The 26465-nt window shown below is 68.2% G+C and carries 14 protein-coding genes; 7 read left to right on the plus strand and 7 right to left on the minus strand.

The features are described from left to right. Positions 1-38: 38 nt before the first annotated feature. The 7 genes from AC1DTW_RS05880 to xylB all read right to left on the minus strand — a co-directional run bounded on the left by AC1DTW_RS05880 (position 39) and on the right by xylB (position 12749). Positions 39-1397, minus strand: coding sequence for a GH1 family beta-glucosidase (locus tag AC1DTW_RS05880; RefSeq protein WP_477980093.1), 1359 nt, complete (start codon positions 1395-1397; stop codon positions 39-41). Further along, entirely contained in the window at positions 1394-2728 is a 1335-nt protein-coding gene (locus tag AC1DTW_RS05885; protein ID WP_477980094.1) for a GDSL-type esterase/lipase family protein, read from the minus strand. The genes AC1DTW_RS05880 and AC1DTW_RS05885 overlap by 4 nt, the downstream gene beginning before the upstream one ends. Next, positions 2725-4932 carry a WD40/YVTN/BNR-like repeat-containing protein gene (locus AC1DTW_RS05890; RefSeq protein WP_477980095.1) on the minus strand — a complete coding sequence of 736 codons (2208 nt, stop codon included), beginning with the start codon at positions 4930-4932 and terminating at the stop codon, positions 2725-2727. Before AC1DTW_RS05890 ends, AC1DTW_RS05885 begins: the two co-directional genes overlap by 4 nt. A 17-nt stretch (positions 4933-4949) precedes the next feature. After that, positions 4950-6602 carry a GH35 family beta-galactosidase gene (locus AC1DTW_RS05895; protein WP_477980096.1) on the minus strand — a complete coding sequence of 551 codons (1653 nt, stop codon included), beginning with the start codon at positions 6600-6602 and terminating at the stop codon, positions 4950-4952. An 80-nt stretch (positions 6603-6682) separates the two neighbouring features. After that, the gene (locus AC1DTW_RS05900; RefSeq protein ID WP_477980097.1) at positions 6683-9742 is read right to left on the minus strand and encodes a TonB-dependent receptor; all 3060 of its coding nucleotides are present in this window, start codon (positions 9740-9742) and stop codon (positions 6683-6685) included. A 178-nt stretch (positions 9743-9920) separates the two neighbouring features. Next, positions 9921-11240: a xylose isomerase gene (gene xylA / locus AC1DTW_RS05905; protein ID WP_477980098.1), complete on the minus strand. Its 1320-nt coding sequence runs from the start codon at positions 11238-11240 to the stop codon at positions 9921-9923. A gap of 27 nt (positions 11241-11267) precedes the next feature. Continuing rightward, complete coding sequence (gene xylB, locus AC1DTW_RS05910; RefSeq protein WP_477980099.1) at positions 11268-12749, minus strand: xylulokinase; 1482 nt, start codon at positions 12747-12749, stop codon at positions 11268-11270. Between the two features lie 259 nt (positions 12750-13008). Here xylB and AC1DTW_RS05915 point away from each other — a divergent pair, with 259 nt between their 5' ends. Genes AC1DTW_RS05915 through galA form a run of 7 tightly spaced genes read left to right on the plus strand, consistent with a single transcriptional unit; the run spans position 13009 to position 26465 of the window. Next, complete coding sequence (locus AC1DTW_RS05915) at positions 13009-14571, plus strand: tryptophan halogenase family protein (protein ID WP_477980100.1); 1563 nt, start codon at positions 13009-13011, stop codon at positions 14569-14571. Positions 14572-14585: 14 nt separating this feature from the next. Continuing rightward, positions 14586-16151: a GH39 family glycosyl hydrolase gene (locus tag AC1DTW_RS05920; RefSeq protein WP_477980101.1), complete on the plus strand. Its 1566-nt coding sequence runs from the start codon at positions 14586-14588 to the stop codon at positions 16149-16151. A 35-nt stretch (positions 16152-16186) separates the two neighbouring features. Beyond that, positions 16187-18469: an alpha-xylosidase gene (yicI, locus tag AC1DTW_RS05925; protein ID WP_477980102.1), complete on the plus strand. Its 2283-nt coding sequence runs from the start codon at positions 16187-16189 to the stop codon at positions 18467-18469. Further along, positions 18451-20514 carry a glycoside hydrolase family 2 protein gene (locus AC1DTW_RS05930; protein WP_477980103.1) on the plus strand — a complete coding sequence of 688 codons (2064 nt, stop codon included), beginning with the start codon at positions 18451-18453 and terminating at the stop codon, positions 20512-20514. Before yicI ends, AC1DTW_RS05930 begins: the two co-directional genes overlap by 19 nt. Further along, positions 20511-22253 carry a glycoside hydrolase family 9 protein gene (locus AC1DTW_RS05935; protein WP_477980104.1) on the plus strand — a complete coding sequence of 581 codons (1743 nt, stop codon included), beginning with the start codon at positions 20511-20513 and terminating at the stop codon, positions 22251-22253. Before AC1DTW_RS05930 ends, AC1DTW_RS05935 begins: the two co-directional genes overlap by 4 nt. 52 nt (positions 22254-22305) lie before the next feature. Continuing rightward, positions 22306-23628: an MFS transporter gene (locus AC1DTW_RS05940; protein WP_477980105.1), complete on the plus strand. Its 1323-nt coding sequence runs from the start codon at positions 22306-22308 to the stop codon at positions 23626-23628. Then, positions 23625-26465 (plus strand): beta-galactosidase GalA, encoded by a 2841-nt coding sequence (gene galA / locus AC1DTW_RS05945; RefSeq protein WP_477980245.1) that lies wholly within the window; start codon positions 23625-23627, stop codon positions 26463-26465. The genes AC1DTW_RS05940 and galA overlap by 4 nt, the downstream gene beginning before the upstream one ends.

Raw genomic sequence — 26465 nt, forward strand, 5'->3', positions numbered from 1 at the left:
CGGAATGGCAGACACGGCAGGCCTTGGCGGTTGGGTTGCTAGACGATGCGGCGCGTGCGCATGACTTCAGCGTAATAACGCGCCGACAGCTTGGGCGTGCGGCGCTGCGTCGCGAAGTCGCAGTGCACGATGCCGAAGCGGCGCTGGTAGCCGTCTTCCCATTCGTAGTTGTCGATGAAGGACCACAGGAAGTAGCCGTCGATCGGCACGCCGTCGGCGATCGCGCGGTGCACCTCGCGCAGGTGGTTGCGCACGTAGTCGCGGCGGTGCAGGTCGATCACCTCGCCGTTGACGACCGGCTCGTCGTTGTAGCCGCAGCCGTTCTCGGTGATGTAGATCGACGCGTGGCCGTAGAGCTCGTGGCACATGCGCGGCGCCCAGTAGATCGCCTGCGGCACGAGGTTGAGCCAGGGGCTGTCGGCGCGCGGATAGTTGGCCGGCAGCGCGAGTTGCTCATACGGCTCACCGTTGCGGCCCGCGCGCACGTAGGTGGCGGTGTAGATGTTCAGGCCGAGGAAGTCGGTCGGCAGGCTGATCAGGTCGAAGTCGCCAGTCTGCACCTGCGGCGCATCGGCGCCGACGCGGTCGAGGTGGACCTGCGAGTAGCCCTTGTTGTGGATCGCGCCGAGGATGTGCGCGTTCTTCTCGACGAACCAGGCGGTGGCCGCGGCGACGTCGGCCGGCGTCTCGGTGACCGGCACGCTGACGTCGCAGTTGTCGGTGAGACCGACCCGCGCACCCAGCCCGCCGAATTCGCGCACCGCACGCACCGCATGGCCGTGGCACAGCAGCGCGTGGTGGTAGGTCTGGTTCACCACCTGCGCGCTCTCCTTGCGGCCCGGGGCCTTGCCGCCGATGCCGTAGGCCAGCAAGGTGAAGCAGCGGATCTCGTTGAGCGTGATCCAGTTCTTGACGATGCCGCCGAACTCGCGCACGACCGTGTCGGCGTAGCGCGCGAAGGCATCCACCGTGACGCGCGAGGTCCAGCCGCCGCGGTCCTCGAGCGCCTGCGGCAGGTCCCAGTGGAACAGCGTGGCCCACGGCGTGATGCCGTGCCTGGCCATGCTCGCGAACAGGCGGTGATAGAAGTCGAGGCCGGCGGGGTTCAGCGCGCCGTCGCCCTGCGGATAGATGCGCGGCCAGGCGATCGACAGGCGGTAGTGCTTGACGCCGAGCGAGGCCATCAGCGCGAAGTCTTCATCGAAGCGGTGGTAGTGGTCGCAGGCCACGTCGAGCGTGTCGCCGCCGGCGACCTTGCCCGGCACGCGGGCGAACCGGTCCCAGATCGATTCGCCCTTGCCGTCGACGAAGGCGGCGCCCTCGATCTGGGCCGACGCGGCGGCCACGCCGAAGACGAAGGACGACGGAAAGGGGCTTGAATAGGTGAACGTGTTCATTCGGACAACAGCTTCTGCAAAGTGGGCTCCATGCTCCGCGCCCACAGGCCGTAGCCTTTCTCGTTCGGGTGCAGCAGGTCGGGCATGATGTCCTTGGACAGTGTGCCGTCCGCGTTCATCAGGGCCGCGTTGATGTTCAGGAAGAAGACGCTTCGGCCGTCGGCGAAGCCCGAGATGATGCCGTTCACGCGCTCGTTGATTCCGCGCAGCCGGCTCGTCGGCTGCTCGTCGCGCGGAAAGATCGCCAGCAACAGGATCTTCGTCTGCGGCAGGCGCCGCTGCAGTTCGTCGATGATGCGCTTGATGCCTGCGGCAATGGTCGCCGGGTCTTCCTGCCGGTGGCCGGTATTGTTGGTGCCGATCATCAGCACCGCCACCTTCGGCCGGATGGCGTCGACCTCGCCGTGCTGCAGGCGCCACAGCACGTGTTCGGTCCGGTCGCCGGAGAAGCCCAGGTCCAGCGCGTGATACTTCGCGTAGTGCTGCTTCCACAGCGCCGCCGCACCCCCTTCTTCCCAGCCATGGGTGATCGAGTCGCCGATGAAGACGAGGTCCGGGTTCAGGCCCGCGGCCTTCAGCTTGCGCAGTTCTTCGAGCTTCTTTTCATGGCGCGGCATCCACCAGTCGACTGCCCACGTTGCGCTCTGCGGCGCGGGCGTGACCGATTCGGTGCGGTAGTCGGGGCAGCTTGCGTTGGGCTTGCCGTGGCGGACGAGCTTCACGTTGGCCACCGCGAATTCGCCGGTGCCGCTGCCGTCCACCACGAAGGGCTGCGTGATGCGGCTGAAGTCGTTGCCTTCGCGCGCGAAGCACTGCAGCGAGAACGACAGGTGCTGCCAGCCCTTGCCCTGCATCGCGCGCGACGGCAGCTCGTAGCCCACGCTTCGACCGCAGTCGGGGTCGCAGCCGATCGCGAAGGACAGGCCCGACCTGGCCATGTCGACCGCCTCGATATCGAACTCCAGCGTGCCGTCGCCCAGGTAGGGTCGCAGGTCCAGCGGCTTGTCGGCGACCAGGCGCAGCCCGGCCGACCATGCGTTGTTCCAGGTCATGGTCAGGGCGTCGTCGCTGGCGTCCTTGGCGGAGCGGCGTGCACTGACCTTGCTGCCGGCATCGGTGGGATTGGCCGGCTTGGTCAGCGTGACCGAAGCGCCGTTCATGTCCTGCGCGTCCTGCCAGCCGGCCACCTGCACGTGCAGCGCGGCGAGGGGCCGGCCGCCGTACAGCATCAGCGGCGCGGGGTCGGAAGCGCTCATCGAGCCGCAGCCGGCGAGCGCGGAACTCAGGCACAACGCGAGCACGCCGCGCGAGAGGCTCGTCCATTCCTTCATTTCGTCGGCAGTCCTGGTTTCTGGGGTCGCCCGACCATCACGCCGCGGCCGTGCGGCGCGAGGTACAGCGTGCCGTGCTCGAGGGGGTCGGCCGTCATCGACAGCAGGCGGCCGTAGCGATGACGGTCGTCGTTGATGCGCACGAAGCTCGCACCGCCATCGTCGGATCGGAAAAGTCCTTCTTGCGGCTCGCCGCCGCCGACGCGCACACGGCCCCACACATACAGCGCGTGCTCGCGCTCACCGGGCGCGGCCTTGCCGAGGGCGAACATCCATGGCTCGGCCACCGCCGCGATCGTACGTGCCGGTTGGTCGGCGTCAGGCAGGTGCAACAGCGCCGTGGGCAGCGCGAGCCACAGGTCGCGTGGCTTGCCCGGCGCGCACAGCAGTTGCGCCGACTGTCGGCGCGTCAACTTGGGCAGGTCGATGATGCTCGGCTTGAAGCTCGCGCCGCCGTCCGTGCTGAGGAGGATCTGGCCGTTCGGCTCGTCGTGCACGTAGAACACGCCTTCGACCGCGCGATCGGCGACCGGCTTCGGCGTGGCCTCGCCGCGATCGGGCGCCGCAGGCCAGCCGCCGCAAGGCTGCCACGTGCGGCCGTGGTCGCGCGACCAGACTGCGTTCCGCTTCTCCGGCACCACGACGAGGAAGCCACCCTGCGCCGACACCGCGACGTGCCCCGAGCGGGTGCGCGGCGGCGCCGGTGGGCTGGTCTCGAACGGGCGCCAGCTCGCGCCGCCGTCGCGCGACAGATAGCCGCCGGTGCGCGCCTGGTCGGCCACGCGCGCGAGGATCGCGGGCTTGAGCTGCGCGAAGTCCACCGAGCGGTTGGTCTCGTAGGTCGGCACGAACAGGCCGTTGCGCGGCGTGCGCGCCGCGTCGTCCCAGGCGCCGCCGCTCACGTCGCCCATCGCGCCGAGCAGCGCTGCGCCGCCGGACGGGCTTCGGATCTCGAGCGTGGCGGTCTCCTCGAAATTGGCGACGCTGAAGTCCCAGTTCACCGTGCCGCCCTGCTGTGCGGCGGCGCGAAGGTTGCGCGTGATCCACGGGCCGTAGCCGGTGCCGTAGATCGCGCGCTCGCCATCGAACGGGTCGATCTTCACGTCGCACATCCAGTGGCCCATGTCGTCGTGGCCCTGCATGTAGTTGACGAGCCATGGGTAGGCGGTCGCGTCGTGCCTGGAGCGCTCGCCGAGCGGCGTCCAGGTGGCGCCGTCGTCGCTCGAGACGAAGAGGTCGTCGCCTGGCTTGCGGCGCTGGATCGTCGAGACGACGATGCGCCCCGGCACCTGCCGGTCGACGTCGAGGCCCGAGTAGCCGAAGGCGCCGCGCGTGGGCGTGATGTCGCTCCAGCGGCCGCTGCGGTCGCGCTTCCACACGCCGCCGGCTTGGGCGTTGCCGGGATTGACGGCGAGTTCGCCGGCCCCGAGCGCGAAGCTGACATACAGCGTCCCGTCCGGTCCGAAGACCGCGCGCTGCGGTACCTGCGGGGGCGCGCCAGGCTCTCTTGCAAAGCTCGCTCCGCCATCGTGCGACACGTAGAGCCCGGGGTTGTCGTGGCCGCCGACATAGATCGACTTCGACGCGCTGCCGCGCGCGCCGCTGTTCGGATCAAAGACCACCAGCGACACGTGCCTGGACGGGAGTCCGAGCCGCGTGAAGCTCTGTCCGCGGTTCGTGCTGTGCATCAGGCCGTCCTGCGAGGTGCCGAGCAGCAGCACCGCGCCATCGTTCGGATCGACCTGCAGGCGCTCGCCGGTGCCGCGGCCCCACCAGTTTCCGCCGAGCTTGATGCCGAGCTCGGTCACCTGCCATGTCGCCCCGCGGTCGGCGGAGGCCAGCAGCGCGCCGCTGCGCGAGAACTCGTCGAGGTACAGACCGCAGGCCGCATACAGGCGGCTGGCGTCGTGCGGATCGACGGCCAGGCTCAGCACGCCCATCAGGTCGGCGTCGGCCTTCGACAGATGATCGAGCAGCGGCGTCCACGCGTTCGTCGCCGGCTCGAAGCGATACGCGCCGCCGATGTCGGTGCGTGCATAAAGCAGCCCGCGCTCGCGCGGGTGGAACACGAAGCCGTCGACGAAGCCGCCGGCGCCGAAAGGCACGCTGCGCCATTCGTAGGGGGCCGCCGCCACAGTGTCAGCACCGCCATCGGCGGCGAAGGCGCGGGGGCCGGCCAGCGCGACGATTCCGGCGGCCTTCATCAGTTCACGCCGCTGCATCAGTAGCGCCCCATGCGAACCTTGAGGATCGTCGGGCGCCCCGGCAGGTTCAGGCCCGAGTCGACCTGGTCGCCGTTCCAGCGGCGCTCCATCACCCAGCGCCCCGACGCATCGAAGCGGCCCTCTTCGGCGGAGGCGATCATCGCGCCCTGGTGGCCCTCGGCCGCGGCGGGCTCGATGCGCAGACGCGCGTACTGGCCGACGATCACGAACTCGTCGTCGCCGATCTGCGCGATCGCGACGCCGCCCTGCGCCTTGTCGGCGTGCGGCGGCTTCTCCTTGGCGTTGGCGCGCTCGCCGAACTGCCACTGGCCGAAGCTCACATCGGCGCGCCAGCGCTTCATCGCGATCGTCTGGTCGGCATGGTCGTCGCCTTCGGCCACGCCGTGGGTGCGGCCCTCGAAGGCCCAGCGTGCCCATTGCCGCGGCATCGAGCCGAAGGCCGCATAGATGCCGGCGAAGGGCTCGACCATGCGCCGGTCGGTGAGCTTCGCGCCGAGCGGGAAGTTGCTGTAGTCGAAGTAGTCGATGCCGAACGGCGCCACGCCGAGCGAGCCACGGCCGAGGATCGAATACAGGTAGCGCGCGTACTCGGCCGCGTTGCTCATCTCGGGCACCCACAGCGCGTTGTCCGCGCGCTGGAACAGGCGCAAGGTTTCGGCCACCTGTTTCGGATCGGGGTTGTAGAGGTCGGGCGCGGCGATGTCGATGTGCGGCGCCGCGGCCTTGTAGATGTCGATCACGTCATGCGTCGGGCCGCCGCTGGCGAAGTTGTTCTTCCAGGGCTGCGGCGGCTGCTCCAGTGCGTCGCGCAGCGCGTTGTTCACGTACATCGGCAAATCGTGCACGGCACGGCCGGCCTTGGCGACTTCTTCGATGTAGCGCGCGATCGCCCAGGCGTGGAAGTACTCGTCGGCGTAGTCGCCGTACACCTCGCGCCAGTTGCCGCTGCCCGCGCCCTGCACCGGCGATTTCTTGCGTGCCAGCACCGCGGGCGGCACCGGCTGCCCGAAGGCGGCCTGCGCCTGCGGTCCGAAGTCGCGCACCAGGCCGTAGGTGCCGACCTCGTTCTCCACCTGCACCATGATCACGGTGTGCTGCTGCGCGTCGACCTTCTTCAGGTGAGCCATCAGCGCCACGAAGGCCTTCTTGTCCGCCTTCAGCGTTTCCTCGCCGAAGGGCGACAGGCAATAGCTGAGCTTGCCGTCCTTGTCGACCATGCGCGGGAAGCGCTTGTTGTCGAACTTCACCCACTCGGGCGTGTACTGCGGGCTGGTGTTCTTCCAGGTGCCGAACCACAACAGCACCAGGCGCACCTTGTGCTCGCGCGCCTGCTTGACGAGCGCGTCGACGAAGCTGAAGTCGAACTTGCCTTCGACCGGTTCGATCTGCTCCCAGGCCACCGGCACCTCGACCGTGTTGGCGTACATGTCGGCGACCGCGGGCCAGACCTTCTTCAGCGCCTCGGGGTAGTTGCTGGAGTTGTGGACTTGCGCGCCGAGGATCATGAAGGGCGCGCCGTCGACCATCAGCGCATGGCGCCCGTCGCGTTGCTCGAGATGGGGACCTTCGGCCGCCGGCGCTCCGAATGTCGCGGCGAGGCCGAGGATCAGGGCCGGCAGTGTGCGGCGGCGAAAGACGCAGTGGTGCATGGTCGTAGGGGCCGGGCACCCGAGAGCGCCGGCCCTGAAATCGGAGGGCGCGGCGGCGAGCTGCCGCCGCGCCCGGTTCGTCAGAACGTGTAGCGTGCCGTGAACGTGTAGCGCGGCCCGGTGTAGAACAGGGCGCGGGTCTTCTCCCCGATGTGCTGCTCCATCAACTGGGTCTGCTTCGCATCGTTGAGGTTCTGCGCCTCCAGGCCCAGCGTCAGCTTGTCCCCCAGCAGCTTATAGAAGATGCCGGCGTCGAGCTGGCCGTAGGCATCGGCCCAAACCGGCAGGCCCCAGGCGACGTTGTGCTGCCCGAAGGTGGGGCTGGTCGGGTTGGTGTCCGTGCCGTCGGTGCCCTGCGTACCGTTGACGTTGACGGCCTGCAGGTACTTCGAGCGCCACGTGTACGCCATGCGCGCCGAGAGCGGGCCGTGGTCGTACATCAAGGCCAGCGTGAACGCATTGCGCGACAGACCCTGAAGCGGGAGGTCGCCGAAGGTGCGGCCGTCGGTGTCGCAACCGTTCAAGTTCAGGTTGAGGTTGTCGGCGCCGCCGCTGGAGCCCGAGCAGTACGCCTGGTTCACCTGGTTGTACAGCTTGGTCTTGCTGTTGACGAAGGTGTAGTTCCCTTGCACGCCAAAGCCCGAGAGCCAGCCCGGCAGCATGTCGAAGTAGGTCTGGAACGCCAATTCAAAACCGCGCGCATGGCCCTTCGCGCCGTTCACCGGGCTGGTCACCGAGAAGGCCTGCGGGTTGCCGTCGACGTCGGGCACCACGAAGCTCGACGTCTGGTTGATGATGACGTCCTTCAGGTCCTTGTTGAATACGGCGAGCGTCAGCGAGCCGGTGCGGCTGAAGTACCACTCGGCGGTCGCGTCGACCTGGGTCGACTTGACCGGCTTGAGCATCGGGTTGCCGAGGGCCGTGCCGGTCTGCGAGACGCTGGTGACGACTCCGTTGTTGTCCTTGTTCGCCGTCTGGGACAAGGTGGTGAAGGACTGCAACTGCGTGAAGTCAGGCCGCGCGATCGCCTTGGCCGCCGCGAAGCGGAACTGCACGTCGTTGCCGGTCTTGAGCCTCAGGTTGAGGCTGGGCAGCACGTCGGTGTAGCTGTTGTCGACGTCCTGTGCCTGAGCGTATTTCGGGATGACCGGCACCGGCACGCCGGTGAGGTTGGGCGCGACGCTGGTGCCGGGGAAGGTGAAGTATCCGTGCGCCTTCGCCTGGGTGTGCACAACGCGCATGCCGACGTTGCCGTCCAGAGGGTATTTCCAGTCCTCGAAGCCGAAACGCAGTTGCGTGTAGGCGGCCTGCGTGCGCTCCGACTGCTTGTTGGTGCCACTGCTGTTGGGGTCGTCGCTGATGGTCTCCGGCGTGAAGGCGAAAGGCCAGCTGTTGCACGTGGACGCGCTCTGCCCTTGAGCCAGGCAGTTGTCCCGGCCGTAGTTGTGCAAGGTGGTGTAGCTGTCGGGGAAGCCGCTGGCCACCGACACATCGGGGAAGACGACTGACGGCGGCGTGGTCACCTTGCCGTTGAAGAAGTTGGGGAAGGTGTTGAGGTGCGTGCCGCCCGGGAACTTGCTCAGGTACGCCGGGCCGCCGGCGGTCCATGGCTGGCTGACGGCCTGCCAGTGGTATCCGCTGGGATTCTGCTGGGAGATCGCGTCACGGTCGGTCAGGCGCACGCCGAAACGCAAGTCCTGCAGCACCGGATCGTCGAACCTGAACTTGGCATCGCCCTTCCAGGCCTTCTCGGTCGCCTTGCTGCGATCCATGTGCTCCATCGTGAACGCCCAGTAGTAGTTCGCCGGATTGGCGAGGTAGGCGCGATCGGAGTCGTCGAAGACCAGCGTCGGGTCGGAGCCCCGGAGGTCCAGCGTTTCCTTCGGCATGCCGACGCCGGTGGCCACGGTGGAGTCCAGCGAGGAGGTCTTGGCGCGGATGTACTGAAAGTCGGAGCCGAAGCTCCAGCGCTCATTCGCCTTCCAGCCCACGTGCCACGACAGGTCCTCCGTCTTGGATTTGCGCCAGGAGGTGCGCGTGTCGTCGTTGAAGTTGAGGAGCGAGCCGTCGTTGTTCGTCAGCGTGCCGTACTGCAGGCCGCCCTGCGCGTCGAACTGGCCGTTGTTCACGCGGATCTTGTAGGGGTCGGCCTGCGCGAAGATCGCCTGCTCGTCCCACTGCATGCGGTACTTCGACTGGAAGTAGGTGAGCGACGATTCCAGGTCGTTCTTCTTCCACTGCAGTGCGCCGTACACGCCGTCGCGCTTGCGCTCGAACTCCAGCGTTCGCCATTGCGCGCCCTTGGGCACCCACAGCGTGGTGGCCGGGTCCTGGCCCGCCACCGCGTCGTTGCGCGGATAGTAGGGCTCGACCTGGAAGAAGTCGGAGCGGGTCTTGCTCTTCGAGCTGGCGAGGTCGAGCAGCACGCCGAAGCGTCCGATGTCGGTGTCCCAGCGGTTGCTGAACAGCGCCGAATACGACGGCGAGCTCTTCTTGTTCAGCGTGTCATAGGTGGTCGACGCCGACACCGAGGCCTTCATGCCCGGGAAGTCGAACGGCATCGCCGTGCGCAGGTTCACCAGGCCGCCGATGCCGCCTTCGATCTGCTCGGCAGACGGGTTCTTGTAGACGTCGACGCCGGACATCAGCTCGGGCGGCACGTCCTCGAAGTTGAGCGCGCGGCCACCGTTGGCCGAGAAGGAGTCGCGCCCGTTCAGTTCCGAGCGCACCCACGAGAGGCCGCGGATCGCCACGCCCGAGCCTTCCACCGAGAAGTGCTCGGGATCGTTCTTGGCCATCGTGCGATCGATCGTCACGCCTACCACGCGCTGCAGCACCTCGGTGATCGAGCGATCCGGCAGCTTGCCGATGTCGTCGGCGACGATCGAGTCGACGATCTCGTCGGAGTCCTGCTTGATCTTCTGCGCCGATTGCAGCGCCGCGCGCTGGCCGGTGATCACGACCGGCGCGAGGCTCTGAACGCCCGCAGCCGACGCTGCCGCAGAAGCGGCCGCCGACGCGGGAGCCGCCGCCGAAGCGGCCTTGGCGGGCGCCGGAGCCGACGCGGCCTGCGCGGGGGCCGGCGTGGTCTGTGCCATCGTGACACCGCCGCACAGCAGCGCCGCCTGGGCAGCCGCCACCGACAACGCTGTCTTTTTGAAATGTCTCCTCATCCTCATTGCGTGCACCTTTTGTAATGGTTTCGAGGCCCTCCCTCTGCGGGGATGGGTGTGTGAGCGCGGTCGCTGCCGCTAGAACCGTGGAATCCGAATCTCTCCTTGGACGCGAGCAAGATGTTGCGGAACCCAAGCCATGGCTTCAGGCGCCGCAGAACCGGTTGACGAGGTTCTCGAGGTATTCCTGGCGACCCGACACCGGCTCGGTATCGGCGTTCTTCGCCAGAACCTGATCGGCCAGTGCGCCGAGCGAAACGCGACCGGCCAGGATGTCCTGTCCGACCGCGGCTTCCCAGCCGGCGTAGCGGGCCTTCAGCGCTTGTTCCAGCCGGCCGTCCAGGATCATCTGTTCGGCCAGCACAAGCGCACGTGCGCACACATCCATGGCACCGATGTGACCATGGAACAAATCCATCGGGTCGATGGACTGGCGGCGCACCTTCGCGTCGAAATTCAATCCACCGGTGCCGAGACCCCCGGCTCGCAGCACGTGGTACAGCGCGAGCGCGGTCTCGGGCACGCTGTTCGGGAACTGGTCGGTGTCCCAGCCGAGCTGCGGGTCGCCCCGGTTCATGTCGATGCTGCCGAGGATGCCGAGCGCCGAGGCCGTTGCGATCTCGTGCTCGAAGCTGTGGCCGGCGAGCGTCGCGTGGTTGGCTTCGATGTTGACCTTGACTTCCTTCTCGAGCCCGTAGCGCACGAGGAAACCGTAGACGCTGGCGACATCGAAGTCGTACTGGTGCTTGACCGGCTCGCGCGGCTTCGGCTCGATCAGGATCGCGCCCTTGAAGCCGATCTTGTGCTTGTGCTCGACGACCATCGTGAGGAAGCGCCCGAGCTGGTCGAGCTCGCGGTCGACGCGTGTGTTCAGCAGCGTCTCGTAGCCTTCGCGGCCACCCCACAGCACGTAGTTCTCGCCGCCGAGCTTCAGCGTCGCATCCATCGCGTCGCGCACCTGCAGCGTTGCCAGTCCGAATATCGCCGGGTCCGGGTTGCTGGCCGCGCCGGCCATGAAGCGCGGGTGGCTGAAGAGGTTGGCCGTGCCCCACAGCGGCTTGATGCCGGTGCGCTGCTGGTGCTCGCCGAGCACGTCGACGATGCGCAGGAAGTTCTCGTGGCTCTCGCGTGGCGTCGCGCCCTCGGGCGCCACGTCGCGGTCGTGGAAGGTGTAGTACGGCACGCCGAGCTTCGCGAAGAGCTCGAAGGCGGCGGCGGCCTTCAGCTTCGCCAGTTCCATCGGCGAGCCGCCGTCGAACCAGGGACGCTGGAAGGTGCCGAGGCCGAACGGGTCGGTGCCGGTCCAGCAGAAGGTGTGCCAGTAGCACACCGCAAAGCGCAGGTGTTCCTCCATGCGCTTGCCCAGCACGATGCGGTTCTTGTCGTAGTGGCGGAACGCCAGCGGGTCGTCGCTCTGCGGGCCCTTGTACTGGATCGCCGGAATGTCTTGAAATGTGCTCGTCATGACGGATGAAGTTGGGTGGGACATGGCTCAGGTGCTGGCGCCGGCGAACGACACAGGCTTGAGCCGCTGGTAGATCTCGCGAAAACGTCGCAGCCGTGGCTGCAATTGCAGATGACGCTCGGGGTCGGGCAGATGACTTGCAGCGACGTCTGGCCTGGTGCACACCTGCGCCTCGGAGCCGCCGACGGCCATCCAACCCAGGCGTGCGGCGCCGAGCGCACCGCCGGCCTCTGCGCCGGCGTGAACAACGATCTCGACGCCGAGCGCATCGGCTATGAGCTGCGCCCACAGGCCGCTGCGGGCGCCGCCGCCCACCAGCGACAGGCGGGTCACCTCCGCGCCTCCGGCCCGCAGCGCCGCGAGGCCGTCGGCCAGGCCGAAAGCCACGCCCTCGAGGACGGCGTACGCGCCGAGCGCACGTGTGCATTCGTGGGTCAGGCCGAAGAACGCGCCTTGCGCGAACGGGTCGTTGTGCGGCGTGCGCTCACCCGCGAGGTAGGGCAGGAAGATCGGTGCGTGGGCCATCGACGCGCCGGGCAGCACGCCGACCTCGCCCAGCAACGAGGCCTCGTCGCGTGCGCCGCTGAAGTTGACGAACCACTTGAGGCAGCTCGCCGCCGACAGCATCACGCTCATCTGGTGCCAGCGCTGCGGCAGCGCATGGCAGAACGCATGGACCGCAGACGCGGGATTCGGGCTGAAGCGGTCGTTGACGACGAAGAGCACCCCCGAGGTGCCCAGCGAGATGAAACCGTCGCCCGGGCGCACCGCTCCGATGCCGATGGCGCTCGCGGCGTTGTCGCCCGCGCCTGCGGCAACAACGACTTCCGGCCCGAGCCCCCAGGCCTTGGCGATCTCGGGCCGCAGGCACGCGCTCGGTCGGTTGCTCTCCACCAACCGCGGCATCTGCGAGCGGTTCAGGTCGCAGGCCGCGAGCAGATCGTCGGACCAGTCGCGCGCCGCAACGTCGAGCCACAGGGTGCCGGCCGCGTCGGAGGGGTCGGACACCTTCTCGCCAGTCAACCGCAGGCGCAGGTAGTCCTTCGGCAGCAGCACGCTGCGCACCTGGGCAAACAGCTCGGGCTCGTGCGCCCTCACCCACAGCAGCTTCGGGGCCGTGAAACCGGGCATCGCGAGGTTGCCGGCCACTGCGTGCAGCATCGGCGCCCGCCGCGTGAGCTCGTCGCACTCGGCATGGCTGCGCCCGTCGTTCCACAGGATGGCAGGCCGCAGTACATCGTCGTGCGCACCGAGCAGGACCGCACCATGCATCTGACCCGACAGACCGATCGCACGCACCTCGGCAAAGGCCTGCACATGCGTACGACGCAACTCGGCAATCGCCGTCTCGAGAGCGCTCCACCAGTCTTGCGGCGCCTGCTCGGACCACAGCGGGTGCGGTCGCGACACCTGCAGCGGCGCACCGGCCGTACCCAGCACCGAGCCGACTGCATCGATGAGCAGAAGCTTGACTTCGGAAGTGCCGAGATCGACGCCGAGGAAATTCATGTCGCCGCTATGGGAAGGGGAAGGTTTCAACTGGGCCGGATATTAATTCGGGCGTCGAACTAATCAAATCGGCGTAAACACCTAACCTCTTCCGAACAGCTCGGGGCCAGACTTCCCTCGGTTGCGGCGGCTGCATGTCGCGACGCGTTGGGGGTCCGGCAGGCATCCCCTGCGCGTACGACATCGGCGGGCTCGCATGCGACCGCCCGAGATGGCATCGCCCACGCGCGCTCGCCGCGCCCGATCTGGAAATCCACAAATGAATGACAAGGCCATCCGAAAGATCGTCATCGTCGGCGGCGGCACCGCCGGCTGGATGGCGGCCGCGCCACTGGCGCAGATGCTCAAGGGTCACGACCACCGGCGCTGCGAGATCGTGGTGGTGGAGTCCCCGGAGATCGGCACCGTGGGCGTGGGCGAGGCCACGCTGCCGCCGATCCGCTTCTACAACCAGACCCTCGGCCTCGACGGCGTGGACTTCGTCAAGAAGACGCAGGCGACCTTCAAGCTCGGGATCGAGTTCAAGGACTGGGGGCGCGCGGGCCACCGCTTCTTCCACGGCTTCGGCGGCTTCGGTCCGCCGATCCACAACCGCTCGTCGTTCATGTACTGGCTGCGCCTGGCGCAGGCGGGCGACATGCGCTCGTACGAGGAGTGGTCCACCGCCACGGTGATGGCGCGCCAGGACCGCTTCATCCCGCCCACCGGCGACCAGCCTTCGGCGCACAACGCCTACTCGTACGCCTTTCATTTCGACGCCGGCCTGTACGCCGCCTACCTGCGCGAGTACGCGATGCAGCGCGGCGTGCAGCGCATCGAAGGAATGATCGTCGACGTCGAGCTGCGCCCCGAGGACGGATTCGTCGCCGCGGTGAAGCTGCGCGATGGCCGCCGCATCGACGGCGACCTGTTCGTCGACTGCTCGGGCTTTCGCGCGTTGCTGATCGGCGGCGCGATGAAGTCGGACTACGAGGACTGGAGCGCCTGGCTGCCCTGCAACAGCGCGCTGGCGGTGCCCTGCGCGAAGGCCGCCAAGCTCACGCCCTACACCACGTCGACCGCGCGTTCGTCCGGATGGCAGTGGCGCATCCCGCTGCAGCACCGCACTGGCAACGGCCACGTGTATTGCAATCACTTCACGACCGACGCCGAGGCGGCCCGGGTGCTGCTCGACAACCTGGACGGCGAGGCACTCGACACGCCGAGGCAGCTTCGCTTCACGACCGGGCGGCGGCGCGAATGCTGGGTGAAGAACGTGGTCGCGGTGGGCCTGTCGTCCGGCTTCCTGGAGCCGCTCGAATCCACCAGCATCCAGCTCATCATGGACGGTGTCGGCCGGCTGGTCGAACTGTTCCCCGACCGCGACTTCGAGCCCGGCCTGGCGGCGGAATTCAACCGCAAGATGGCGAAGCAATACGAGTCGATCCGCGACTTCATCATCCTGCACTACAAGCTCACCGAGCGCAGCGATTCCGAATTCTGGCGCCACTGCGCGGCGATGCCGATCCCGGACACGCTGCGGCACCAGATCGAGCTGTTCCGCGCCAGCGGCCGAGTCGCCATCCTCGACTCGGACAGCTTCGCCGAATCGTCGTGGATCTCGATGATGATCGGTCTCGGGCTCGCGCCGCGGACGCACGACCCCTTCGTCGACCTCGTGGACGAGCAGACGCTGCGCACGCACTTCACTCGCCTGCACAAGGCGATCGCCGGCACCGTGGCCGGCATGCCGGCCCACACCGAGTACATCGACCGCCACTGCAAGGCCGAACCGCTCGCGAGCCCCGAGCGCGCGGCCTCGGCAGCAGGGGTCGCCGCTTGAGAAAGGAACAAGGCGTGCGGAATGTTCGTTGGGCAACACTCGCGCTGGGCCTGTGCTGCGCATCCGCGGCCACGGCAGGCGGCCCGCCGCACCGGCAGGTCGAATTGGACCTCGCGCGCGCGGCGCAGCCGGTGGACCGGTTCTTCGACCTTTCGGTCGGCGCCGACTACCCCGGTACCACGGGCCGTGCCGAGAACCTGGCCCAACTGAAGATTGCGGTCGATGAACTCGGGTTCCGCTACGTGCGCTTGCACGACATCTTCCACGACGTGCTCGGCACGGTGCGCAAGGTGGAGGGCCGCATCACTTATGACTTCGGCGGTGTCGACAAGCTCTACGACGCGCTGCTCGCGCGCGGCATCAAGCCGTTCATCGAGCTGGGCTTCACGCCGACAGTGATGACGACTTCGAAGCAGACGATCTTCTACTGGAAGGGCAACACGTCGCACCCCCAGCCGGGGCCGTGGGCCGAGCTGATCGATGCCTTCGTGCGCCACCTGATCGAGCGCTACGGCGCCGAAGAGGTGCGCAAGTGGCCCTTCGAGGTGTGGAACGAGCCCAACCTCGACGGCTTCTGGGAGCGCGCCGACCAGAAGGCGTACTTCGAGCTGTATGCGGCCAGCGCGCGCGTGATCAAGGGCATCGACCCTTTGATCCGTGTCGGCGGGCCGTCCACCGCCGGCGCCGCCTGGGTGCCCGAGTTCCTCGCCCATGCCAAAGCCAACGGCGTACCGGTGGACTTCATCACCACGCACACCTACGGCGTCGAGGAAGGCTTTCTCGACGAGTTCGGCCAGTCCGACCGCAAGCTCTCGCCGAACCCGGATTCGATCATCGGCGACGTGAAGCGCGTGCGCCAGCAGATCGAGGCCTCGGCCTTCCCCGGGCTGCCGCTGTACATCACCGAGTGGAGCACCAGCTACAACCCGCGCGACCGCGTGCACGACAGCTACATCAGCGCCTCGTGGATCCTGACCAAGCTGCGCGGCACGCGCGGCCTCGCGCAGGCGATGAGCTACTGGACCTACAGCGACCTGTTCGAGGAACCCGGCCCGCCCGATCGGCCCTTCCACGGCGGCTTCGGCCTGATGACGCGCGAGGGCGTGCGCAAGCCGGCGTGGTTCGCCTACAAGTACCTGCATGCGCTGCGCGGCAAGGAGATTCCCAGCGCCGAGGAGACCGTGCTCGCGGCGGCCGACGGCACCAGGACCGCCGTGCTCGTGTGGGACTGGCAGCACCGGGAACAACCCACGAGCAACGGTGTCTTCTTCGGCAAGCCGGTGCCGCCGACCGAAGCGCGCACTGTGCAACTGGAGTTGCGCCACCTCGCCCCGGGCCGCTACCGCGTGCAGGTCAGCCGTACCGGCTACAAGGCCAACGACGCGCACACCGCCTACCTCGAGATGGGGTCGCCAAAGGAGCTCAACGCGGAGCAACTGCGCAAGCTGCAGCAGATCACGGCAGACAGGCCCGAGGTGGACCGCGCGGTGCGCGTCGGCGCCGATGGCCGGCTGCAGTGGAAACTGCCGATGCGCAGCAACGATGTCGTGCTGGTCACGCTGGCACCGGCCGCGAAGTAGGTTTTCGTTTCCAACAACCATTCCCCGAGATTGCGATGAAGTTCACCGATGGACAGTGGCTACTGCAACCCGGCGCCGCGGCGCACTATGCGAGCGAGGCCTATGCCGTGGAGGCCCACGACGACAAGCTCGTGGTGCTCGCCGCCACACGCCCGATCAAGCACCGCGGCGACACGCTGCAAGGCCCCACGCTCAGCGTCACGCTGAGTTCGCCGATGGAAGGCGTGATCCGCGTCAGCGTGGAGCACTTCTCCGCGTCGCAGCCGGCCAGGCTGCACGTGCCGATGCCGGGTGCCGGCAAGCCCGCCGTGCGCATCGAGGAGACCGAGACCCACGCCACCCTCAGCTCCGGTGCGCTCTCGGTGCAGCTGCGCAAGGGCGAGGGCTGGAGCCTCACCTTCCGTGAAGGCGACAAGTTGCTCACGCGCAGCGACTGGCGCAGCCTCGGCTACATCCAGTGGGCCGACAAAGGCAACTTCGTGCACGAGCAGCTCACGCTCGCGGTCGGCGAAAGCGTCTACGGCCTCGGCGAGCGCTTCACGCCGTTCGTGAAGAACGGCCAGGTGGTGGAGAACACCAACAAGGATGGCGGCACCGCCTGTGAGCAGGCCTACAAGGCGGTGCCGTTCTATCTCACCAGCCGCGGCTACGGCGTGCTGGTGAACGAGGCGGGGCCGGTGTCGTTCGAGGTCGCCTCGGAGAAGACCGCGCGCGTGCAGTTCAGTCGCGAAGGCGAGAGCCTCGACTACTGCGTGATCGCGGGCCCGACGCCCAAGCAAGTGCTGCAGCGCCTGACCGCCCTCACCGGCCGTGCCCCGCTGCCACCCGCGTGGAGCTTCGGCCTGTGGATGACGACCTCGTTCACGACACAGTACGACGAGGCCACCGCCACCCACTTCATCGACGAGATGAAGCGGCGCGAGTTGCCGCTCGCGGTGTTCCACTTCGACTGCTTCTGGATGCGCGAATTCCAGTGGTGCGACTTCGAGTGGGATCGGCGCGGCTTCCCCGACCCGGAGGGCATGCTCGCGCGCCTGCATGCCAAGGGGCTGAAGATCAGCCTCTGGATCAACCCCTACGTCGCGCAGAAGTCGCCGCTGTTCAAGGAGGGCGTGGAGAAGGGCTACTTCATCAAGCGGAAGGACCCGACACATCACGGACTGACCTGGCAGACCGACCTGTGGCAGCCCGGCATGGCGATCGTGGACTTCACGAATCCGGAGGCCACCGTCTGGTATCAGGGGCACCTGCGCCGGCTCGTCGCGATGGGCGTCGACTGCTTCAAGACCGACTTCGGCGAGCGCATCCCCGACCAGGGCGTCGTCTACCACGACGGCTCCGATCCGGTCGAGATGCACAACCTCTACCCGCTGCTCTACAACGAGGCGGTGTTCGAGGTGCTGCGCGACACGAAGGGCGAAGACGCCGTGGTGTTCGCGCGCTCCAGCTATGCCTCGGGCCAGCGCTTCCCGGTGCATTGGGGCGGTGACTGCTGGTCCAACTTCGAGTCGATGGCCGAGAGCCTGCGCGGAGGCCTGTCGCTGACGAGCTGCGGCTTCGCGTTCTGGAGCCACGACATCGGCGGCTTCGAGGGCAACCCGCCGCCGGCCGTCTACAAACGCTGGATCCAGTTCGGCCTGCTGTCGTCGCACAGCCGCCTGCATGGCAGCAGCTTCTATCGGGTGCCCTGGCTGGTGGACGAGGAGAGCTGCGTCGTGCTGCAGGCCTTCACGCGCCTGAAGCACCGCCTGATGCCTTACCTGTACGCGAAGGCCATCGAGGCGACCGAGACCGGCGTGCCGATGATGCGTTCGATGCTCGTCGAGCATCCGCACGACCCGGCCTGCACGACGCTCGACCGCCAGTACCAGCTGGGCGAATCGCTGCTCGTGGCGCCGGTGTTCACCGACAGCGGCGAGGTCGACGTCTACCTGCCCGCGGGTCGCTGGACGCATCTGCTCTCGGGCGAGGTGAAGGACGGCGGACGCTGGCATCGCGAGACGCATGACTTCTTCAGCCTGCCGCTGTACGTGGCGCCGAACACGGTCCTGCCGTGGGGCAGCGAGGCCGAGCGGCCCGACTACGACTACGCGCAGGGCGTGACCTTGCGCGTCTTCGCGCTGGCCGATGGCACGAGCGCGACCTTCACCGTGGCCTCGCCGCAAGGCCGCGTTGCGGCGCGCGGCACGGTGCGTCGCGAGGGCAGCACGTACACCGCGACGGTGACCGAAGGCGCACTGCGCCAGTGGCGACTCGAGGTCGACGGCAAGCCGGGTCCGCTGCAGGAGACGACCGGCGCATGCAGCTGGACGGTCTGACGCGCGTTCGCCCCTGCCTGCGCAAGTGGGCGGCCATCGCGCTGCTCGCGCTGTGCGGGCTTGCGCAAGCCGCCCCGCGCAGCGCGACCGCGCTCGACGGGCCTTGGCGCTTTATGCGCAACGACGCGGCCGGCGCGCAGGCGTCGGACTTCGACGATGCGTCTTGGGCGCCGGTGACGCTGCCGCACACGTTCAATGCCGTGGATGGCGAAGCCGGCGGCGCGTACTACCGCGGCCCGGCGTGGTACCGGCTCGCGCTCGACATCGCGCCCGCGCAGCCCGGCCGACGCCGCTTCCTCGAATTCGATGGCGCAGCGCTGGTGGCCGACGTGTGGGTCAACGGTCAGCGCGCCGGCCGACACGAGGGCGGCTACGCGCGCTTTCGCTTCGACGTGACCGAGCTGCTGCGCCCCGGCCGCAACACGCTGGCGGTCCGTGTGGACAACGCCGCCCAGCCGACGGTCGCGCCGCTCGGTGGCGACTTCACGGTCTTCGGCGGCCTGTACCGCCGCGTGCGGCTGATCGAGACAGCGCCGCTGCACATCGACCTGCTGGACCATGGCGGGCCGGGCATCGAGGCGGTGGCCGACGACGTGTCGGCGGCCGCGGCGCGGATGCGGATCACGGTTCGTGTGCGCAACGCGCTGACGCACGCGCGGCGCGTGAGCGTGCGCCTGACCTTGCGCGACGCGCAAGGCCGGCAAGTGCTGCGACGCGAACATGGCCTGCGGGTGCAGGCCGACGCGACCGAGACCGAGCGCACGAGCCTCACGCTCGCGCATCCGCACTTGTGGCGAGGCGTGCGCGACCCCTTCCTCTACCGCCTCAGCGTCGAACTGCTGCAACGCGGCACCGTGGTCGACGAGCTCAGCGTGCCCGTGGGCATCCTCCATGTGGCCGTCGATTCGCAACGCGGGTTCCTGCTCAACGGCGAGCCGTACCCGCTGCACGGGGTGAACTACTTCCATCCCGGCCGGCCCGGCAAGGGGCTGGCGGTGGACGATGCCGAGATCGACGAGGACCTGCGCATCCTGCAGGAGCTCGGCGTCACGGGTTTGAGGCTGGTGCACTTTCAGCATCCATCGCGCGTCTACGAACGCGCCGACGAGCTCGGCTTCGTGCTGTGGACCGAGGTCCCGCTCAACGCTGCGATGGACGAGAGCGAAGGCTTCCGAGCCAACCTCGCGCAACAGTTGAGCGAGCTGATCCGGCAGAACCGTCACCATCCATCGGTCGCGATCTGGGGCCTGGGCAACGAGGTCTACCGCAGCGACGAAGCGATCCGCACGCAGCTCGCCGAACTGCATGCGCAGGCCAAGCGCGAGGATCCGACGCGCCTGACCGCCTACGCGCACTGCTGCGCCGCCGACGACCACCCGATGGCGATGCAGGCCGACCTCACGGGATACAACCGCTACTGGGGCTGGTACGACGGCGAACTCACCGACCTCGGCCCCTGGGCCGATGCCCTGCGCGCGCGGCTGCCGCAGCGCGCTTTCGCGATCAGCGAATACGGCGCCGGCGCGAGCGTGCTGCAGCAGGAGGACCCGCCACGGCGCCCGCAGCCCGCGAGCCGCTGGCATCCCGAGCAATACCAGGCGCTGTTCCACGAAGCCTACTGGGCGCAGATCGAAGCGCGACCCTGGCTCGCGGGCAGCTTCGTGTGGCTCGCCTTCGACCACGCATCGGCCGGACGCAACGAGGGCGACCGGCCGGGCTTCAACGACAAGGGCCTCGTCACCTACGACCGCAAGATGCACAAGGACGCTTACCACTTCTATCGCGCGCATTGGAGCCGCACACCGATGGTCCACATCGGGAGCGCGCCCCTGACGCCGCGCCCCGCCGCGAAGACGGCGATCAAGGCCTACACCAACGCGCACCGCGCGACGCTGGAAGTCAACGGCGTCGTGTTCGGCAGCGTCAGACCGGTGGACCGCATCGCCGTCTGGCGCGACGTGCCGCTCGTGCCCGGGCGCAACGAGATCGGCGTGCGCACCGACACCGGTGCCAGCGACAAGGTGATGTGGGAGGGCACGCCGTGAAGCGCCTTGCATGCGTCGCGCTGGCCTGCGCGCTGCAGGCCTGCGACAGGCCACCGCCCGCCGCCGGCATCCAGGTCAACCAGCTGGGCTTCCTGCCGGGCTCGGCCAAGTGGGCGGCCGTGCCCGAGACCGCGTCGGGCGCGTTCAGCATCGTCGATGCGAACAATGGCCGCGTCGCCTTTCGCGGCACGCTTGCGCCGCCGCGGCGCTGGGAACCGGCTCAGGAAGTGCTGCGGCTGGCCGAGTTCTCGTCCTTCATGGGCCCGGGCGAGTACCGCGTGCATGTCGACGGCTTGCCGGACTCGCCGCGCTTTGCGATCGCGCCTCACGCCTACGCTGCCCTGAATGCCGCGGCGATCCGCGCCTACACCTACAACCGCGCGAGCATCGAGCTCAAGCCGCAGCAGGCCGGCGCGTGGGCGCGCCCTCCGGGTCACGCGGACACGCAGGTGCTCGTGCATGCCTCGGCCGCCGGCCCCGGCCGCCCCGAAGGCACGGTGATCTCGGCGCCCAAGGGCTGGTACGACGCCGGCGACTACAACAAGTACGTCGTCAACTCCGGCATCACGCTGTACACGCTGCTCGCTGCGTACGAGCACTTCCCCGCCTTCTTCCAGGATCAGTCGCTGAACATTCCGGAAAGCGGCAACGGCATCCCGGACGTGCTGAACGAGGCGCTGTGGAACCTCGACTGGATGCTCGCGATGCAGGATCCGGCCGACGGTGGCGTCTACCACAAGCTCACCGGCGCCGGCTTTGACGGCGCCGTGATGCCGCATCAGTCGACAGGCCCGCGCTACGTGGTGATGAAAACCGCGGCGGCGACCCTCGACTTCGCGGCGGTGATGGCACAGGCGAGCCGCGTGCTCGCGCCATTCGAGGCGCAGCGTCCCGGCCTGGCCGCGCGCATGCTCGCGGCGTCGAAGGCCGCCTGGGCGTGGGCGAAGGCGCATCCGGCGGTGGTCTATCGCCAGCCGGGCGACATCCATACCGGCGGCTACGACGATCACGAACTCGGCGACGAATTCGCCTGGGCCGCGGCCGAGCTGTATGTGACGACGCGCGACGATGCCTACCTCTCGGCGCTGAAGTTGTCCGCGCTGACTATCGATGTGCCCGGTTGGCCGAACGTCGGCTCGCTCGCGTGGATCACGCTCGCGCAGCACCGCGCGCAGCTCACGCCGGCGGCCGACCGCGCGCTGATCGAGCGCCGCATCGTGGAGATGGCCGCGAAGCTCGCCGACGCCTGGAGCGCCTCACCGTACCGCGTCGCGCTGCAGGACAACGACTTCATCTGGGGCAGCAACGCGGTCGCGCTGAACCAGGCGCTGATGCTGATCCAGGGCTATCGCCTCACCGGCGAGCGCCGCCAGCTCGACGCGGCGCAGGCGGCGCTGGACTACGTGCTGGGCCGCAACGCCACCGGCTCCTCCATGGTCACCGGCTTCGGCGAACGCTCACCGCGCCATCCGCATCACCGCCCGTCGCAGGCCGATGGCGTCGAAGCGCCGGTGCCCGGCTTCCTGGTCGGCGGGCCCCATGCCGACCAGGGCGATGCGAAGGGCTGCCCCGTGCCGTATGCGTCGAAGGCACCGGCGAAGTCCTGGCTCGATCATTTCTGCAGCTACACGACCAACGAGGTCGCGATCAACTGGAACGCGCCATTGGTCTACGTCAGCGCGGCGCTGCAGGAACTGACGCCAGGAGCGCGATCGGCGCCGGTCGATCTCTTGCAATAGCGCCCATGCCCGTTGTCGACCGCCCCCAATGATGAACGCGAAAGCCCAACGAATGACCACCAACGCCCCCGCGCTGACCGGCGCGGTGATCGATGCGCACCCGCCCGCGCGACACCCGCTCGCCTGGGTGCCAACCCTCTACCTCGCGATGGGCCTGCCCAACGTGATGGTCGGCGTGGTCGCGGCCATCATCTACAAGAACCTCGGCGTCTCCAACGAGGACATCGCGCTCTACACCTCGCAGATGTACCTGCCGTGGGTGCTCAAGCCGCTGTGGGCGCCGCTGCTGGAGCCCTTGCGCACCAAGCGCTGGTGGGTGATCAGCATGCAGTTCACGATGATGGCCTCGCTCGGCCTGGTGGCGTTCTGCCTGCCGCTGGAAGGGTTCTTCCGCGCCTCGCTCGCGTTCTTCTGGATCACCGGTTTCGCCTCGGCCACGCAGGACACCGTGGCCGACGGCGTGTTCATGACGACGATGCCGTTGCGCGACCAGGCGCGCTATGCCGGCCTGCAGGGCATGTGCTGGAACCTGGGTGCCGTGATCGCCTCGGGCCTGCTGGTCTCGCTGACCGGATGGCTGCACAAGCACATGGGCCTGCCGTGGGTGCAGTGCTGGATGATCGTGGTGACCGCCGCGGCCCTGACCATGGGCGCCTTCGGCCTGTGGCATTTGCGCGTGCTGCCGCCCGGCGCCCCCTCGGCCGTGCAAGGCGAGAGCCTCGCCGTGGCCTTGATCGCGCTGCGCGAATCGTGGGCCTCGTTCTTCCGCAAGCCGCAGATCTGGATGATGCTGGCGGTCATTTTCTTCTACCGCTTCGGCGAGGGCTTCATCGAGAAGTTCGGCCCGCTGTTCCTGCTCGACCCGCGCAGCGCCGGCGGGCTCGGCCTGGACAACGAGGCGCTCGGCTTCATCAACGGCACGGCCGGCACCATCGCATTCATCGCCGGCGCGTTTCTCGGCGGCTTCCTCGTCGCGCGGCGCACGCTGCCGCGCTCGTTCTTCGTGCTCGCGCTGGTGCTGAACCTGCCGCACCTCACCTACTTCTTCCTGAGCCAGGCGCTGCCCGAGAGCACGCTGTGGATCGGCGCCATCGTCGCGCTCGAGAAGTTCGGCTTCGGCATGGGCTCGGTGGGCCACATGCTCTACATGATGCAGCAGGTGGCGCCGGGCCCCTTCAGGATGACGCACTACGCGATGGCCACCGGCGTGATGGCGCTGACGAAGTGGTCCACCGGCACCGTCAGCGGCTGGGTCTGGTCCGCGGTGGGCCACAGCTACGGCAGCTTCTTCGCCCTGGTGCTACTGTTCTCGCTGCCGCCGATCGTGCTGGCATGGCTGGCACCGTTTCCGCACCGGGAGGACCGGGTTCCATGAACCGCCGGGAACTGCTGGCCGCCACCAGCGCGATCGCGCTGTTGCCGCGTGCCGCGTCAGCCTTGGACGTGAAGCCACTGTCCGGGCAGCGAGCGGCAACGCGAATCGTGTCCAGCCTGAACAAGGGCTGGCGATTTTTCGAAGGCGACATCGCGCCGCCGGAGGTCCGTGGCCACGGCATGAGCTACGGGAACGCGAAGGCCGGCGTGGCCTTCGGCGGCGCCGCCGCCGACTTCGACGATTCCGAGTGGACCACCGTCACGCTGCCGCACGACTTCGCCAGCCATCAGTTGCCGCAGCCGGAGGCCAACGCGTCGCAGGGCTACCGGCGCCGCGGGATCGCCTGGTACCGGCGCCTCGTGCGCCTGGATGAAGCGGACCGCGGCAAGCACCTGGAGATCCACCTCGACGGCATCTCGACCTTGGCGACGATCTGGTTCAACGGCACGCTGGTGGCCCACAACTGGAGCGGCTACAACGCGATCCTTCTCGACGTCACGCCGTTCGCCACCTACGGCGAGGCGCTGAACAGCCTGGTCGTGCGGGTGGACGCGCAGGCGCAGCAGGGCTGGTGGTACGAAGGCGCGGGCATCTACCGCAACACCTGGCTGGTGAAGCGCCACCCGGTGCACATCGTCACCGACGGCGTGTTCGCCCATCCGGTGAAGCGCGGGCCGCGCTGGGTCGTTCCGATCGAGGTAACCGTCGGCAGCACGCTGGCGACGTCGCGCGAAGTGGAGCTGCGTTGCACGCTGTTCGACGAGCACGGCCGGCGCATCGCGCGCATCGAGAAGCGGCTCACCGCGGTGCCGTTGGAGAAGTCGGTGGCGACCCTGCAGATGGCCGTCGACGATCCGCGCCTGTGGTCGGTGGAATCGCCCACGCTCTATCGCATGCACACCGAGCTGTTCGATGAGGGCACGGTGCGCGATGAAGTCGAGACGCCCTGCGGCTTTCGCACGCAGCACTTCGATCCGCAGAGGGGCTTCTTCCTCAACGGCCGGCATGTCAAGCTCAAGGGCGTGTGCATCCACCAGGACCACGCCGGCGTGGGCGTCGCGGTGCCGCGCGGCATCCTCGAATACCGGCTGCAACGCCTGAAGGCGCTGGGCTGCAATGCGATCCGTTGCGCGCACAACGCGCAGGACGGCGCCTTCTACGAGCTGTGCGACCGCATGGGCTTTCTCGTGATGGACGAGAACCGGGTCTTCAACCCGTCGAGCGAGCACATGGCGGAGCTGGAGTGGCTGGTGCGGCGCGACCGCAACCATCCGTCGGTGATCCTCTGGTCGGTGTTCAACGAGGAGCCGATGCAGGGCAGCGCGCAGGGGCGCGAGATGGTGCGGCGCATGGTGCATGTGGTCAAGCGGCTCGATCGCACGCGCCCGGTGACCGCGGCGATGAACGACGGCGTGCTGGCGCTCGACAACGCGGCACAGGCGGTCGACGTGGTGGGCTTCAACTACCAGACCGGCGCCTACGACGCGTTCCACAAGGCCTTTCCGAACGTGCCCATCACCTCGTCGGAAGACACCTGCGGCTACATGACACGCGGCGAATACAGCACGGATGCGAAGCGGCATGTCTTCGCCTCCTACGACGACGACCGTGCCAGCTGGGGCCTCACGCATCGCGCCGCATGGAAGGCCATCGCCGAGCGCGATTTCGTGGCCGGCGGCTTCGTCTGGTCGGGGTTCGACTACCACGGCGAGCCCACGCCGCACGAATGGCCGTCGAACGCCACGTTCTTCGGGATCATGGATCTGTGCGGTTTCGAGAAGACAGCGTTCTGGATCCACAGGGCGCAATGGGTCGACGAGCCGGTGCTGCGCATCGTGCCGCACTGGAACTGGCCCGGTCGTGAGGGCGAGCAGATCACCGTCATGGCCTGCGGCAACGTCGACGAGGTGGAGCTGCGGTTGAACGGCGCACTCATCGGGCGACAACATGGCGACCGCTACGAGATGAGCCGCTGGCAGGTGCCGTACGCGCCGGGCCGGCTGGAGGCGATCGGCTATCGCAGCGGCCAGGTGGTGGTTCGCGACGCGGTGGAAACCACGGGCCCGGCCGTGCGCCTGCGCCTCACGCCGGAGCGCCTGACCCTGACCGGCGACGGGCTCGACGCGCAGCCGTTCAAGGTCGAGGCCCTGGACACGCAAGGCCGGCCGGTGCCAACGGCCCAGCACGTCGTGAGTTTCCGCGTCGAAGGCGCCCAGCTGGTCGGCCTGGGCAACGGCGACCCGAACGACACCGATGGCGAGAAAGGGCCCACGCGCCGCCTGTTCAACGGCCTCGCGCAGGCGATCGTCCAGACGCGCGAAGGTTCGTCGGGCAGCTTGCAACTCACCGCCGACGCGCCCGGGCTCGAGGCGGCTGTCTGCAGCGTGCGTATCGCGCCGGGAGCGCCGGGCGCCGTCCACGAAGCCTCCCCGGCCCCGGTTCAGGCGATCGCGGGCTGGCGCAATTCGCCGCTCGTACCGGATCTGCCGCCGGCTGACTGGCGTCCCGCGCCCCGGGACATGAACAGCTGGGGCTGGGTCGGCGCCAGGGCCGTGCAACGGCCGGACCAGAGCGGCCATGTCGTGTTCGGCGCGGAGCTGAGGCCCTTCGCCACCATCAGGAACCTCGGCGGCCAAGTGCAGTTCTTCAAGTTGGCCGGCCGCTGCGAGGTGTTTTGCAACGGCACCTCCCTGGGCCGAAAGGAGCGGCCCGAAGCGCAGGACCTGCAATTCGCACTGCCGCCGGGACTGGACCTGGCCTGGTTCACCGTGCGCTTCGAAGTCGTTCGCGGCGAGCCGATCGGGTTCGGCGGGGCGCGGCTCACGGCACGAGAATGA

This window comes from Rhizobacter sp. P5_A1, from assembly GCF_056400745.1.